The organism is Anoxybacter fermentans (assembly GCF_003991135.1).
In the GTDB taxonomy this organism is placed as follows: Bacteria; Bacillota; Halanaerobiia; order DY22613; family DY22613; genus Anoxybacter; species Anoxybacter fermentans.
Genome location: NZ_CP016379.1, coordinates 1,804,514 through 1,820,399, shown reverse-complemented (window position 1 = coordinate 1,820,399; position 15,886 = coordinate 1,804,514). Strand labels below are relative to the sequence as shown.

General features: G+C 35.1%; 10 protein-coding genes and 1 tRNA gene. All 11 read left to right on the top strand.

What is annotated here, in order from left to right:
* The first annotated feature begins 52 nt into the window (after positions 1 to 52).
* Positions 53 to 2,122 (top strand): glycosyltransferase family 2 protein, encoded by a 2,070-nt coding sequence (locus tag BBF96_RS08280; protein WP_164730970.1) that lies wholly within the window; start codon positions 53 to 55, stop codon positions 2,120 to 2,122.
* Positions 2,123 to 2,140: 18 nt separating this feature from the next.
* Positions 2,141 to 4,144: a TPR domain-containing glycosyltransferase gene (locus BBF96_RS08275; protein WP_127016701.1), complete on the top strand. Its 2,004-nt coding sequence runs from the start codon at positions 2,141 to 2,143 to the stop codon at positions 4,142 to 4,144.
* Entirely contained in the window at positions 4,098 to 5,327 is a 1,230-nt protein-coding gene (locus BBF96_RS08270) for a tetratricopeptide repeat-containing glycosyltransferase family 2 protein (RefSeq protein ID WP_127016700.1), read from the top strand. The genes BBF96_RS08275 and BBF96_RS08270 overlap by 47 nt, the downstream gene beginning before the upstream one ends.
* A complete protein-coding gene (locus BBF96_RS08265) occupies positions 5,314 to 7,575 on the top strand; it encodes a glycosyltransferase (RefSeq protein WP_164730969.1) in 2,262 nt (753 codons plus the stop codon). Before BBF96_RS08270 ends, BBF96_RS08265 begins: the two co-directional genes overlap by 14 nt.
* Before the next feature lie 17 nt (positions 7,576 to 7,592).
* Entirely contained in the window at positions 7,593 to 8,339 is a 747-nt protein-coding gene (locus BBF96_RS08260) for a DUF6385 domain-containing protein (RefSeq protein WP_127016698.1), read from the top strand.
* A 143-nt stretch (positions 8,340 to 8,482) separates the two neighbouring features.
* A tRNA-Arg gene (locus BBF96_RS08255) sits at positions 8,483 to 8,559 on the top strand.
* 196 nt (positions 8,560 to 8,755) lie between these two features.
* Positions 8,756 to 10,321 carry a methyl-accepting chemotaxis protein gene (locus BBF96_RS08250; protein WP_127016697.1) on the top strand — a complete coding sequence of 522 codons (1,566 nt, stop codon included), beginning with the start codon at positions 8,756 to 8,758 and terminating at the stop codon, positions 10,319 to 10,321.
* Between the two features lie 311 nt (positions 10,322 to 10,632).
* Positions 10,633 to 11,523 (top strand): selenium metabolism-associated LysR family transcriptional regulator, encoded by an 891-nt coding sequence (locus BBF96_RS08245; RefSeq protein WP_127016696.1) that lies wholly within the window; start codon positions 10,633 to 10,635, stop codon positions 11,521 to 11,523.
* A 16-nt stretch (positions 11,524 to 11,539) separates the two neighbouring features.
* Positions 11,540 to 13,822, top strand: coding sequence for a DEAD/DEAH box helicase (locus tag BBF96_RS08240; protein ID WP_127016695.1), 2,283 nt, complete (start codon positions 11,540 to 11,542; stop codon positions 13,820 to 13,822).
* Positions 13,800 to 15,080, top strand: coding sequence for a ribonuclease H-like domain-containing protein (locus tag BBF96_RS08235; RefSeq protein WP_127016694.1), 1,281 nt, complete (start codon positions 13,800 to 13,802; stop codon positions 15,078 to 15,080). Before BBF96_RS08240 ends, BBF96_RS08235 begins: the two co-directional genes overlap by 23 nt.
* A 50-nt stretch (positions 15,081 to 15,130) precedes the next feature.
* A complete protein-coding gene (locus BBF96_RS08230) occupies positions 15,131 to 15,745 on the top strand; it encodes a histidine phosphatase family protein (protein ID WP_127016693.1) in 615 nt (204 codons plus the stop codon).
* Positions 15,746 to 15,886: the final 141 nt, after the last annotated feature.

Sequence of the window (15,886 nt, the reverse complement as noted above, 5' to 3'; positions counted from 1 at the left end):
AGTTATGGCCCCATTATGGGGCCATACATACTATATAACCAGGAGGGATTTTATGAAGCAGCCTAAAATCAGTCTTTGTATGATCGTTAGAAATGAAGAAAGAAATCTTCATAGATGTTTAGAAAGTGTTAAGGGCTTAGTGGATGAAATAATTATTATCGACACTGGTTCGACTGATCGTACTGTTCAAATAGGTAAAGAGCATGGCGCCAAAGTATTAGTTTATCCCTGGAATAATGATTTTAGTCAGGCTAGAAACTTGGGGTTGGCTGCTGCACAGGGAGAGTGGATTCTGTATTTGGATGCTGATGAAGCCCTATCACCTTTAGCACAAAAAAATATAAAAAAACTACTTAATGCTCCAGATATAGAGGGGTATTTTTTTGAAATAGTAAATTTTACTGGTAAAGTTTTGGATAGTTCACGACTTGTGCATCAAAGTTGTCGACTGTTTCGTAACCGTAAAGATTATCGCTTTATGGGAAGAATCCATGAACAAATTCTTCCATCTATTTTAAGTAGTCGACCAAATGCACAAATATTAAAGACAGATTTACAAATTTATCACTACGGTTATATGGAAGGTAATGTGAATCGGGTAGAAAAAGTTAAAAGGAATATTGAATTATTACAAATAGAATTGAATCAGAATAAAAACAACTCTTTTTTAGAATATCATTTGGGATTAGCATATTATGAATTAGGTGAAAAAAAGGCAGCATTAGAATGGTTAAAAAAGAGTTATCAACATTTAGAAAAAGGTTATGCTTTTGGTCCGACACTGGTAAGAAATATTGCATTATGTTTAATTGATTTGGGAGATTACCAGGAAGCACTTGATTTTATTGAAAAAGAGATTAAAAATTATTCTGATTATACGGATCTTTTTTATTTAAGTGGATTGTGTTATTTAAATTTAAAAAATTATTCCAGAGCAATCAAAGAGTTTCAGAAATGTTTACTTCTTGGTGAAGTGGCTAGCAAATACACCACTACTGCTGGAACCGGTACTTTTCTTGCACATTACGGTCTTGGAAGAGCCTATCATGGTCTTTGTGAAAATGAGCAAGCAATAAATAATTATGTTGAAGCAGTTCATATTGAACCTTCTTTTATAGAACCTTTATATCCTTTAGTCAAGCTACTTAAAAAAAAGTATCAGAATATTAACCAGGTTGTAGCATATTTGGAGACAGAATTTGATTTTGAATCAAAATATGGTTTAGCCGTTATGGCTGACCTTTGTGGAGTCCTTGGTGAAGATCAGTTGGCTTTAAGTTACCTGGAAAGATTAAAGACATTTGAAGAACTATCTAAGGATTTAAAAATTTTATATGCAAAATCTTTACTGGGAGCGGGATTATGTAATACTGCATACAATCAATTTTTAGAAATATTATCCCAACCAGAAAGTCCGGATGCATTGGTTCTGGAGTTATGTCTTGCTCAGTGGCTGAAAAACCCACAGGAAAGTATTAACAAATTAAATCCAAAATTTTTAGAACGGTTGGACGTTAAATTGCAGAAAGTTTTACGCAGTATTGATCAGCTGTGGGTTTTAGATAAAGAGCAAAGTGGGCTTAAACGTTTTTTATTAGAAAAAGTACAAAACTGGGTGTCCTTTGTAAAAGAAGATAGTACTACCACGTATTCTAAAAACCTGGATGAATATATAGAAAAGTTAATGTATGTATTGGAAAAGTGTTTACGTTACAAGGGGTTTGAGTTATTTCAAAAATCCTCAAAGTTATTACTGGAGTTAGATTTTGATCAATGGAAACTGCATTATCTGATTGGAGAATTATATTTCAAATATGGGTATTTTAATGAAGCTGCTGATGAGTTATTAAAGAGTTTAGAATTTGGTGTACAAAATGAGCGTGTGTACTACTATTTGGGTGAGATTTGTGAACAACGGGGATTGCTTTCTGAAGCGGAAAATTTATATTGTCATGCTTTAAACATAAATGATCGAATGATTGAGTATCATCTGGCAGCTGTTAGAGTGGCCTTAAAAAGGTCGAAAAAAGTAGTCCGGCAAATTTTAAAAATTGCACCTGAAGCAAAATATTTTGAACACGAGCTTAGAATCATTGAATATTGTTTAAAAAAATTAGGCTAAAAAAGGTGGGGAGATATAATGTTTACACCGAATGTAAGTGTTTGCCTTATAGTTAAAAACGAAGAAAAAAATTTAAAGCGTTGTCTCACCAGTATACAACATTTGGCAGATGAAATAATTGTTGTAGATACTGGTTCTACAGATAATACTGTCAAAATTGCCAAAGAGTTTAAAGCTAAAGTGTTTTTTTTCCCCTGGATTGAGGATTTTTCTGCAGCCCGTAATTTTGCTATAAATCAAGCTCAAGGTAGCTGGATTTTTTTTCTGGATGCTGATGAAGAGTTAAAAATGGTTGATAAGAAATATTGGCAAAGTTTAATCCAGGCCACTGATAAAGAGGCTTATTTTGTTCAGATTGTAAACTGTGGAGATGGTGGGAAACATCATTATATTCGAAATTTAGCCTTAAGATTTTTTAAACGAAAAACTGGGTATTACTACAAGGGTAGGATTCATGAACAAATTTTGCCTCAAATATTACAAACTCAACCACTTTCAGCGATCGGAACTTCCAGGTTAGAGGTTATTCATTACGGATATTCTGCTGATGTTGTTGCTGAAAAAGCTAAAATTGAGAGGAACGTAAAACTATTACAGTTAGAATTAAAGAATAATCCAAAAGATCCCTTTATGCGATTTAATCTAGGCATTGAATATCATCGTTTAGGTGAATTTCAAATTGCATCCTGGCATTTTAAGACTGCTCTTGAGTTATTGAATCCCAACATTAGCTATTACCCGTACTTAATTTTACGTTTAGGAATGAGTCTGATAGATGCAGGAGATTTTTACGGAAGTATAAAAGTTTTGAAGGATGGATGCGAGGAATTTCCTGATTACACAGATCTTTACTTCTTTTTAGGAGAAATCTATTTTAATTCAGGTTTCTATGAGCAAGCGATTGAATACTTTAAAAAATGTTTGGAACTTGGAGAGGCTCCAGAGCATTATGTTTCAGAAGTTGGTGTAGGTTCTTTTCGGGCTGCCCTTCGGTTAGGAGAGTGCTATGAGGTAAAATTAAAAATTACCCAGGCTATTGAATTCTATTATATAGGTTTAAAAAGTAACCCATCTAATTATGAAATTTTGAAAAAAATAATTCAATTATTTATTCGTTACTATTCTGAAGAGGATTTTCAAAAATATTTTGAAGATAAATTAAACTTTTTAGAATCTAAAGAAGTGGAGCAGGTTTTATATATGACCATAGATTATTTTCCTGATTTTGTCTTACAAATTTTGCAGAGCGAAAAGGCTCTTATACAAAGTAGAAACAAAGGTTTCCTTTTATGTAAAGCATTTTGGAACAAAAACGAGTTAAAAAAATGTGAAGAATCTTTATCAAATGTTGAACAGACAGAGGAGGTTCTACTTCTTAAGTTTCAACTTTATTGGTATCAGGGAAAATGGGATCAATTAAGAAATTTTTTAGTCAAAATACCTGAAAGTTTTCCATATCCTCTCAAGGATGTATATTTATTGCTTGAAGGTTCTAAGGATTTAATAAAAGAAGCAAAAGATATTAATTATTTAAAAAATATATCACATGTATTGTACGTTATGACTAAGAATTGGATTTCAATTGGTTTTCGAACAGGAATAGATGCAATACTAAAAATTTATCAACAAATTCCTCTTAAAGAAGCAAAATTAAAGTTAGGAAAACTTTTATATAAAAAAAAGTATTATCAGGACGCGATTGAACAATTCTTGAGTATAAATGAAGATAATTTAGATTCTGAAGGGCTAAAATGTTTAGCAGAAATAGCTTCAATTGGTAATGATAATGTTACAGCGTTTCAGTTTATAAATCAAGCACTTACGAAAAAAGATGCATCACTGGACACCTGGATAACTTATTTAAAAATTGCTCTTCGCAATGTTTGTGATTATTCTCAAAAAGCGTTAATAAAATTTCCTGAAAATACAAAATTTAATAAAATAATCACCCTGGCTAAGCGGGAGGTGAATAAACTTGATAAATCATCCATTTTTATCAGTATGCATGATTGTAAAGAATGAAGCGGATCTTTTACCAGGATGTCTTGAAAGTATATCAGATCTGGCAGATGAAATTATAGTTGTTGATACTGGATCGACGGATAATACGGTAAAAATAGCGTTAAATTATGGAGCGAAAGTATATCATGAGATATGGCAAAATCATTTTGGTAAGGCAAGAAATCGCTCTTTAGAACAGGCAAGAGGCCAATGGGTGTTGATTCTGGATGCTGATGAGCGCTTTCCTTTAGAATTTAAGAACAGGTTAATACCTTTATTATATCGGGCCATTTTGCGTAAAACGGAAGGGATTATTGTAAAAATTAAAAGCTATTATGGAAAAGATATAGGCTATAATTATGTTTTTGATTCAGCATGTAGAATTTTTCGCAACAGACCAGAATATCGCTTTAAATTATCACTTCATGAAGAAATGTCACATATTATTTTGAAAAAAAATCCGAAAGCCAGGATAGAAACAACAGATATTTATATCGAACATTTTGGTTATGTTGAGAAGATCATTCATCAAAAAAGAAAAAATGAACGAAATTTAAATATATTAAAACGGGAATTAGAGAATAATCCTCATGACCCTTTTTTAAATTATGCTTGTGGTACTGAGTATTTTCAGCAGCAACAATATCAGCTAGCATTAGATTACTATCGTAAAGCTTTGAAAGTTGATCTTAAGACACTTAGTTTTGGAGCGGATTTAATATATAAAATGGCTGTTTCATATTTACACCTGAGAGAATATAAAAAAGGGTTAATGACTGTTGAAAGAGGGTTAAAGATTTTTCCTGATTTTACAGCTTTGTGGTTTATAAAAGGGGAGTTGCACTATTTACAAGGTCAATTAGAAATAGCCAGATCAGCCTATCAAAAGTGTCTCGAAATCAGGAGTGACCCAAGGAGATATATCCAGATTAATGGTTTAGAATCTTTCCGAACTTATTGGGCTTTGGGAAGGACTTTTGAAAAAGAAGGTAATGAAGAAAAAGCAGTGGAGTTTTATTGTTTAGCCTATCAAAATAATCACCAATATCAATCAGCTTATGAAGGAATTTTACGAATTTTTAAGAGTCAAAAAAATAGGATTTTGAACTATCTGGATTTTAGTTCTATCAATTCTAATTATGATCCAGTCTTTGATTTGTATAAAACATGGTTGTCAGGGGGTGAGACTTATGAACAAAATTGATAAAGAATTTAAACTTGTGGGTATGATGCGGGTTAAAAATGAGGAAAAGTGGCTACAACAATCCATTTTGAGTTTAGCTCCTATAGCGGATCGAATTGTGATTTTAGATGATGGGTCTACGGATGCAACTCCTGATATATGTCTTTCTTTTCCCGATTTAGTAGAATACCACCGTCAAGATGAAGTTACTGTTGATGAGGTCAGGGATAAAAATCGTTTATTGAATTGGGTGTTGAAACATGAGCCTGATTGGGTTCTTGCTCTTGATGGTGATGAAGTTTTAGAGGATATAGCTCCTACAACTATAGTTAATGAAATTCATCTTCTTGATCCTTTAGAACCACAGTTTACCGTATTTTATTTCCATTTTTTGTATTTCTGGAATGACCCAGAATATTATCGTGTTGAACCAGGGATATATAGTAACTTCTGGCAACCGCGTTTGTTCACTTTACGAGGTCAAAATATTAAATATCTACGTTTTTTACCAACAAAACATGGTTCAAATTTTCATTGTGGTAGTATTCCTGCCAATTTACGCTATTATCCCCGCAGGCTTGATGTAAAAGTGAAACATTATGGATATTTGGAACCCGAACGGAGAAAAAAGAAATACCGATGGTATTGTCAATATGATCCGGAGCGAGCAGCAGAGGGTTATTATGATCACTTAACCTCTGAAGAGGGAATGATATTAGCCAGGTGGGAAGAACGCACAGAGGCTAGTTCATCCAGTTTCGTGAAAGATACTATTTATTACCAGTACAGTAGGCCTGAAATCATTGAATTAATACCTGAGACGGTAAAAAGAGTTTTGGATGTTGGGTGTGGTCATGGACATTTGGGGCGAGGTATTAAGAATAAAATACCGACGGCCCGGGTTTATGGAGTCGAATTGGATAGTGTGGCAGGTCAGGTAGCACGTAAGTTGCTGGATGAAGTATTGGTAGGGAATATAGAGACAATAAAGTTACCCTATCAGTATGAATATTTTGATTGTATTATTCTTGCTGATGTTCTTGAACATTTACGGGATCCATGGAAGGTCTTGCTTAAATTGTATCGTTATTTAGCTAAAGATGGTCTTATGATTATTAGCGTACCAAATATAAGGAATTTAAGAATTATAGATAAACTTTTGCAGGGTGAATGGCGATACGAAGAAGCTGGAATTTTGGATTCCACTCATTTACGATTTTTTACAATAAAAGAGATAAAAAGGATGCTTAAGAAACTTGGATATAAAATTATACAAACTTTTGGTGTGCAAGATATGACTTTAAACCCCTTGACGTTACCGGATTCAACATTCAATCGAGAAATCGGTAAAAATTTTGAATGGGGAAATTTAGATCAAAAAACCATACAGGAGCTTCATACAGTTCAACTAATTTTGCAAGCTAAAAAGGCGAATCAATTGCGAGTTGCTAAAGAACGAAAATTGACTTCAATTATTATACCCGTTCACAATAATCTTCAGATGACTCAACTATGCATCAATAGTATTTTGACCCATACTTTAGAACCATTTGAACTGATCATTATTGATAATGGTTCAACAGATGGAACAGTTGAATATTTGAAAACGCTAGAAAGTGTAATAGTAATCAGAAATGAGCAAAATGAAGGATATCCTAAAGCATGTAATCAAGGAATTGTAAAAGCACAAGGGAAATATTTAGTATTTCTAAACAACGATGTTATCGTTGGAGATGGCTGGTTAGGACATTTAATTGACCATTTGGAAGATGAAGAAAATGTTGGTATTGTTGGTGCTTGCTCTAATTATGTTGGAGGATCTCAGCAGGTTACGGCTTATTATGATGATCTTTATCAATTTCAGATATTTGCCCGTGAGTTTTATTGGCAGAATGAAGGTAATTATTTATTAACTTATCGCCTGGCAGGTCTTTGTATGCTGGTTAAAAGAGAAGTTATTAATAAAATTGGTGGTTTTGATGAAAGATTTGGTTTGGGGAACTTTGAAGATGATGATTTTTGTTTACGAGCAGCAATGGCTGGTTTTAAAATGGTTGTGGCAAGAGATGTATATGTGCATCACTTTGGAAGTATGACTTTTAAGAAGAATTTACGGGAATATGAAAAATTACTGGCTGAGAATTGGTTAAAATTTAAAATAAAGTGGAATATTGATTTGGAATTGGATGATCAAAAAAAAGTAAATTTACCAGTTCTTATAGGTCAAAATAATTTCCCAGAACGCTATTATATTCCTCTTGACTATTAAAGTGGGGAGGAATAAACATGGAATCTAATTTATTTCTAAAAACCTATAGCAATGCTATTTCACATAAACATTTTTTTGTTGCTTATGTTGACTTACCGGAGTCAGCAGTGTTTATAAAAAATGTTGAAGCAAAGGTTATGGAAATTGATAATAAAATAGGAAATGGCTTTATTATAATTTCAGGTACAATTGAAGTTTCTATATTTTATTTTACAGAAGGGAAGAAAAAAGTTTACTCACGAAAATTAAATTTTTCTTGTATACTAACAATGGAAACATTTTCTCATGAGATTGAATTAAGATTAATTGGAAAAGCATATGTTATAAAATTTGTATTAATAAATAAGGTTCAGCTTGAGTTAAAAATTTGTGTCAGTATACAAGGGTGGTTGGTAAAGTTGGTAAGTTATGAAGAGTTAAATAGATGTTTAACTTCAACGATTATTTGTGAAAATAAGTTTATATCGTTTACCGAAAAAAATATTCAAGTGGGGATAGAACCACAATATTCTAAGAGTTATGACATATCTAAATACACAACGGCAACTTTTTTTATATATAATAAAGGAAATTCTAGCAAAGTTTTTTGTCAAATGGAGATAAGTCCTGATAGCCAGATTTGGGTTGAGGATAGTGGAGAATTGACTATTAATAATAATGAAGCAGGGACATTAGTTGTAAGTACTTTTTTGCAATATGTTCGTTTAAAAGTTTGGGCACTATCTCCTACTATTATTGACCTCTGGTTGCAAGTTCAAGGTTAAAATTGGGTAATGAATTCTGCTTATGATTATGTTAATATTTTTTTAAATTAGGAGTTGACAAAAAGATAAAAGTTATATAATATAAATAGTAGGGTTAATTTGTTGTGCAGATTAACAGAAAATCTAATATAGCGTGATATTGTGGGGCTTTAGCTCAGTAGGATAGAGCGACAGATTCCTAATCTGTAGGTCACAGGTTCGATTCCTGTAAGCCCCACCATTTTTTTTATTAACAATGTTTATAGAGTTATCCAAATTCATGGGTTTGACTCCTATAAACCCCATCAAACTAGTAATTTAACGTGGGCAGAAGTTTATTCTGCTCATTTTTTTATATTTGATCGAGAGGAAAATTTAGTTTATTGTAGAATTTAATGTAAAAGAAATTGTTTTCAGACAAAGGGGGAGTAACAAAGATGAAAAAAATATCACCTTTTATGGTTGGTTTTGCTATTTGTGCTGTTATTACGATTCTTAATATCGCGGTACCTCATTTATTTTGGAGAACCTTTTTTTCTTTGGTGACTATTGTCGTAGGACTATGGGGATTTTTTCAAATTATTGACGATAAATTAAAAGAGATAAAAAGAGGGCTAGAGCGTGTTCTTGAAGGAGATTATTCGGTGCAGTTTTATGAAAAAGGAGGGACTCTTGGAAAACTATGTGGTAATTTAAATCATGTATTTTTTAATATCAGGAAGCTGTTTCATGAAATGATTCAGGTTACATCCGAGGTTGAAGAATCATATAAGTTTGTTTCTGAAAAGACAAACAAATTTTATGAACAACAGCAGGATTTGACCCGGGCTGTTAAGGAAGTGGCAGTAGGGAATGAAAAACAGGTTACCCGAATTAAAGAAGCTAATGATTCATTGGAAATTTTCTTTGACTATGTTACAAAAACCCAGGAAAGATTCCGGGAAATGATGGAAGAAGTGAGGAATGCTCAAAAGGATTCTAAAGAAGGAATTGAGAGAGTAAATAGGATTGTTAAAGAATTTAATCTTATTAAGGCCAGTGTACAAAATGCTATGGATAAAATCAACCAATTACATCAGCACTCTGGCGAAATTGAGCAGGTCGTTCAATCTATAAAAAAGTTTGCGCAACAGACCAATTTGCTTGCTCTTAACGCTTCTATTGAAGCAGCAAGGGTTGGAGAATTAGGTAAAGGATTTGGAGTAGTGGCAAATGAAATTCGTAACCTGGCTGAAGAAGCTGGCTTTTCTACTGAAGAGATTGTTCAAGTAGTGCAGATGGTTCAAAATGGAATTGATGAGATTAAGGCGCAAATGGGAGAATTAGAGAAGCAGATGATGGAGGGAACCGAAAAAATAAACGAGACCGGTGAGATTATTGTTTCACTATCTAAAGTGGTTGAGGATAATTACCGGAAATTTGCCGAAATGCTTAATGCTACGGAAATGCTTGGGAAAACAGCAGAAGAAACACAGAAAAATCTTGAGACGATTAAAATGCTATCTGAAGAAACGGCAGGTACCAGTGAAAAAGTTTTTAAAGCTACAGAAGTGCAAAACAAACTATTATCGTACATTAACGATTCTTTTGCCAGGATCAATGAAAAGACAGTAGCTCTTGAAAGATTTGTTGTCTCTAAAGGTTTAGAGCGGATGTTAAAGAATGTTTGTCTTAGGGTAAAACATGCTGAGGAGAAGGGTCCTTTAACACGTGAAGTTCTAGAACAGATTAAATCAGAATCGATGGTTGATGATCTGTACGTTACCGATGAAAATGGAATCTTTATTCTCAGTACGCAGGATGCAATTATTGGGGTAAATTTGTTAGAGATCGATCCTTCTGCTAAGGGGCTTTTAACTGGGGAGATAGAGGTTCATTCACCGCCAATTCATATAAGAGTTGAAGATCAAAAATTATTCAAATTTTATATGATTCCGCGTCTTAATCGGAAAGGGATTATTGAAGCTGCTCTAAGTCTGGAGTCTTTATTAAAAGTATCATAAATCGATATGAGTATCTATTGATTGGGAAAGGTACACCTATAGAATCTATCTTTATTACTGAGAACGGAGTAGTTATCAAAGATAAATTAAATGAAGCAGTGGAAAAAAGGTCAGATCAATTTAGAGGATTGGAGAATTATAATAGAGACTTCACTTCTTTTTGGAAGTGAAGTTTTTCTTTTATCCAGAGATCATCAATCTAGAGTATTGCTAGTGTTCGGGAATCGAAAAAAAGGGATTTCTTAAGGAAGCGAGAAGTATAAAAGATAATGTGTAAATACCAGAACAAGATGAAATGAGGGGTTTTTAAGATGAAAATTTCCCGATTATATACTTTTGTTAGACTGGCGGAATTGAAGAGTTTTTCACTGGTGGCAGAAGAACTACAATTGACACAACCTGCGGTCAGTATTCAGATCAAAGCATTAGAGGAATATTTTGATGTTCGGTTAGTTAAGCGGACTTCCGATGGAGTTATTCTAACTCCAGAAGGGGAGATTCTTTATAGAGATACAAAAGAGATGTTACAGATCTGGGATAATCTTAAGCAAAAAATCAATAGACTTCAGAATCTGGTTAAAGGTGAGCTTAATATTGGTGCCAGTACTATTCCAGGTGAATATTTACTCCCTGAACTGATTGTTGGATTTTGTCAGGAATATCCTTTAGTAGAGCTGAAAATGGAAGTTAAAGATTCCAGATCTGTTCTTCAGGATTTGTTGAAAAAAAAGTACGATCTGGGGATTGTGGGTATAAAACCGGAAGAAAAAGATATTAAAGCAATCCCTATTGCATCTGATGAATTGGTGTTAATTGTTCCAAAAGACCATCCATTTGCCAGGAAAGGTATTGTAATAAGGCAGGAGATAATTAAAGAACGGTTTATTTTAAGAGAGGAAGGTTCTGGAACCCGGAAAGCAATGAAAGAAGGGCTGGCTAAGTTGGGGGTAAATATAGCTGATTTGCAGATTGCTGCCCAGTTAGGAAGTACAGAAGCTGTGATTGCAGCAGTGGAATCGGGACTTGGAGTCTCTATTGTTTCAAGTCTGGCAGCTTTGAGGGCTGAGAAGTTACAGCGCCTTAAAGTGATTCAGGTTAAGGGTTTTCAGATACAGCGTCAGTTTTATCTTGCCTATCTCTCTGAATTGGAGGATAAAATTCAGGTTCAGAAGTTTATCGAATATATTCAAAATAAAAAATAGATGGGGGAAGAAAGAGATGAATCTGGTGCAGATTTTAGAAACCCTGAAAAGTTCAGAAGAATTTTATGCAAATGTAACAGCCTGGAGGACTATTCCGGCCCGTGAGGCTAAATATGCTGATTTTCCTGAATCACTTGATAAAAGGCTTAGAGAGGTTCTAATAAAACGGGGAATTAAACAGCTTTATTCTCATCAGGCCAGTGCCTTTGAAGCAGTAGAAAACGGGGAAAGTATTGTAGTAGTAACTCCTACTGCTTCCGGTAAAACTCTCTGTTATAATCTTCCTGTTTTAAATGAGATTTTAAAGAATCCGGAAGTACGGGCACTGTATTTATTTCCTACAAAAGCCCTGTCTCAGGATCAGTTAAAAGAACTCCATGAATTGATTACCTTATTGGGTGAAGATATTAAGACCTACACTTATGATGGAGATACACCCCAAACTGCACGAAAAGTGATTCGTTCTGCTGGGCATATTGTTGTTACCAATCCCGATATGCTCCATACTGGGATTTTACCCCATCATACCAAGTGGGTTAAGTTGTTTGAAAATCTTAAGTTTGTAATCATAGATGAAGTTCATCATTACCGCGGTGTTTTTGGAAGTCATGTGGCCAATGTTATGCGTCGTTTAAAGCGCATCTGCAAATTTTACGGTTCTAATCCCCAGTTTATCTGTGCTTCTGCTACTATTGCCAATCCTGAGGAATTGGCAAGTAAGCTTATCGGTACAGATGTAAAATTAATTGATAATAATGGAGCTCCTTCTGGAACTAAAGAATTTATCTTTTACAATCCTCCGGTGGTTAATAGAGAATTAGGGATCAGACGAAGCAATATCCTGGAAGTTAAAAAGATAGCTACTCATTTTTTGAAAAATAAAATTCAGACTATTGTTTTTACCCGAAGTAGGTTGAAGACAGAAATTCTGGTTAGTTATTTGAAGAAACTTTGCAAGGATACAGGACAAAATCTTAATTCTATCCGGGGCTATCGTGGTGGATATCTTCCCAAAGAAAGGCGCCAGATTGAAGCAGGTTTACGTAGTGGTGAAGTGTTAGGAGTGGTCAGTACCAACGCACTGGAGTTGGGGATTGATATTGGTCAGTTGGAGGTCTGTATTATGGCTGGTTATCCAGGTTCTGTTGCCAGTACCTGGCAGCAGGCCGGACGCGCTGGAAGGCGTTCGGGTACATCAGCAGCTATTCTTGTTGCAAGCAGTAGTCCTCTGGATCAATATGTAATTACCCATCCAGAGTATTTCTTTTCCCACCCTACAGAACACGGTTTAATCAACCCCAATAACCTGGTTATTTTATTGAGTCATATCAAATGTGCTGCATTTGAGCTGCCCTTTGTAGATGGAGAAGTTTTTGGTGTGGAGACAACCCAGGAGATTTTAGAATATCTAGCAGAGGAGAAGATTTTGCGTCATGTTGGGGGCCGCTGGTATTGGATGAGTGATAGTTACCCGGCAGATGATATTAGTTTGAGGAGTGCATCACCTGATAATTTTGTCATTATTGATATTACAGAACCTGACCATAAAGTCATTGGTGAAATGGATAGGTTTAGTGTGCCTACCATGCTCCATAAAGATGCCATTTATATCCATGAAAGTCAACAATATCATGTGGATCGACTGGATTGGGATGAACAGAAGGCTTATGTAAGGGCAGTTGATGTGGATTATTATACTGATGCCAATTTGGCGGTGGATATTAAAGTTTTAGATGAATTTGAGAAAGAGAAAGTTTGTGGTGGCAATAAATCCCACGGGGAAGTTTTGGTCACTGCCAAAGCGACCATGTTTAAAAAAATCAAATTCTATACCCATGAGAATGTGGGTTATGGTGATATTCATCTGCCGGAACAACAAATGCATACCACAGCTTACTGGATGTGCATTAATCCGGCTTTAGCTGCCAGCTTTAGCAAAGAAGAATTACAGAGCGGGCTTTTGGGTCTTTCAAACCTGCTTGTAAATGTGGCACCAATTTACCTTATGTGTGACCCTCGAGATATTAAAGTGGTGGCTCAGATAAGATCCCCCTTTACCAATGCTCCGACCCTTTATCTTTATGATAACTATCCGGGAGGAGTTGGATTTAGTGAAAAGTTATATGCAGTTCATAAGAAATTACTGGAAACTGCTTATGAACTGGTAAATAATTGTGAATGTGAACAGGGCTGTCCTTCTTGTGTAGGGCCAGTTAATGAAGTAGGGGAGCATGGAAAGATCAATACCCTGAAACTTTTGAAGGGGGTTTATGTAAGTGGATCTGAAAGCCAAACTTAGACTGCATCATAAAAAAGAAAATGAGGGTAAAAAGAAAGCCAGGAATGAGCCAGTATATGAACCGTTCCATAAAAAGCATCATCTAACCCGGCTTTTACCCGGTAAGATGATCCAGTCTGAATTTGGTGAGTATTTTCTTGTAGAATATCGTTATCCATTGAACCACTTTCACGGCCGGACTTACCTTGGAGCACTTTTAAGAGAAGATCTCTCAGCTCTTTGTGGAATTTTAAAGGATCAGGAGTTGGTCTGCCCTAAAAATATTGAAAGCCTTGTCTTTGTGGATACTGAGACTACCGGTTTGGCAGGAGGAACGGGAACCTTTGCTTTTTTAGTAGGTATGGGCTATTTTAAAGAGGATGAATTTATTCTGCGCCAGTATATGATGGAAGATTATCATCAGGAGTTTGCTATGCTGGATGCTTTATACAGTAAATTGCAGGAATTTAGCCATCTGGTCACTTTTAATGGCAAATCTTTTGATTGGCCTTTGCTTGAGGGGCGGTTTATTTATCACCGGATGAAGGGGAATTTTTCTCATGTTCATGTGGACTTACTTCATCCAGCCCGACGATATTATAAAAATAGGCTTATGAGCTGTAATCTGGGTTCGTTAGAAGAAGCAGTTTTAGGATTTTACCGGACAAATGATATTCCGGGAGCATTAGTACCAGAGCTCTTCTTTCGGTATCTGGAGGAGAAGGATGGACGGATTCTTATACCGGTTTTTCAACATAATCACTGGGATATTCTGTCTCTGGTTACTCTTATGACCAACTTAATTCAGGCCTATCTTAGACCTTATGAGGTATTGGATGAGCCGGAAGATCTTTTTTCTGCAGGAAAAGTTTATGAAGATTTGGGCCAGTATAATCAGGCAGTAAAGTGTTATTCTATTTGTCTTAACCAGGAGATTTCTGCCCATTTAAAACAGGAGATATTGAAACGACTTTCATTTCTTTATAAAAGGTTAGGGCGGATGGAAGAAGCCTGTTCTATCTGGCAGAGTTTTATCAACTCTAAGAATAATCTGCGTCTATTTCCCTATATTGAACTGGCTAAATATTATGAGCATTACAGTAAAGATTATAGGCTGGCTCTAAAGATGGCCCGGGATGCGCGCCAGGTGTTGTTAAAACAGCGCCGGTTATATACCAGGAACAGATTTAAGGAACTGATGGATGAGCTTGAACACCGGGAAAAGAGGCTTTTAAGAAAAATGGGGAGATTGGATGAAAAGGGTGTTTCCTTACTTTAGCTGGTAAAATTGATTGAGTTTGAACTTATGATAAAGGAGTGTAATTATTTATGTTAGAAATCTATCTGGTAAGACATGGGCAGACTTCCTGGAACGCAGAAAGACGTTTTCAAGGTCAGACCGATATTCCCCTTTCTGAAAAAGGGATTAAGCAGGCTAAACTGGTTAAAGATAGGTTGCGCTATCTAAAATTCGATGCCATCTACTCCAGTGATTTAAAAAGGGCTTATGAAACTGCCCGGATTATTTCTGAACCCCATGGAATTGAAGTAGTTTCTCTGGCGGGACTGAGGGAGATTAACATGGGAGTTTGGGAAGGTCTAACCTGGGATGATATTCAACGGGATTATGCAGAGATTCACAAAATCTGGATTGAGAGACCAACTTTAGCTAAGATACCCAACTTTGAAGGCCTGGCCAATGCTGCTAGACGTGCATATAAGACTTTTTCAGAGATTGCTTTAAGACATAAAGATGATCAGAGGATTCTAATTGTGGGCCACGGTCTTATTAATGCGACCATTTTATGTCAAATAGAGGGTATAAGCTTAGATGACTGGTCTCATATGCACCAGGGGAATACGGCTATTAATATAGTTGAGTATGATGGGAAAGTGTTTCGTGTAGTATTAGTTAATTGTACCAGACATTGTGAAGAAGAATGATATATTGATTATAATTTGTTTTTTTGGCTTCATTTCCAATGATGTCTTATAGTAACTTCATCTCTTTTTAGTAGAGGTGAATTTTTTTAACTTTAAATTTAATTTTCTAGTGGCTATGTTCTTATTCTAGATTTATTTAAA

Bases quoted from the DNA above. Each gene is read 5' to 3' on its own strand.
- BBF96_RS08275 (WP_127016701.1), top strand. From the start codon at position 2,141: ATGTTTACACCGAATGTAAGTGTTTGCCTTATAGTTAAAAACGAAGAA.
- BBF96_RS08260 (WP_127016698.1), top strand. From the start codon at position 7,593: ATGGAATCTAATTTATTTCTAAAAACCTATAGCAATGCTATTTCACAT.
- BBF96_RS08230 (WP_127016693.1), top strand. From the start codon at position 15,131: ATGTTAGAAATCTATCTGGTAAGACATGGGCAGACTTCCTGGAACGCA.
- BBF96_RS08245 (WP_127016696.1), top strand. From the start codon at position 10,633: ATGAAAATTTCCCGATTATATACTTTTGTTAGACTGGCGGAATTGAAG.
- BBF96_RS08265 (WP_164730969.1), top strand. From the start codon at position 5,314: ATGAACAAAATTGATAAAGAATTTAAACTTGTGGGTATGATGCGGGTT.
- BBF96_RS08280 (WP_164730970.1), top strand. From the start codon at position 53: ATGAAGCAGCCTAAAATCAGTCTTTGTATGATCGTTAGAAATGAAGAA.
- BBF96_RS08250 (WP_127016697.1), top strand. From the start codon at position 8,756: ATGAAAAAAATATCACCTTTTATGGTTGGTTTTGCTATTTGTGCTGTT.
- BBF96_RS08240 (WP_127016695.1), top strand. From the start codon at position 11,540: ATGAATCTGGTGCAGATTTTAGAAACCCTGAAAAGTTCAGAAGAATTT.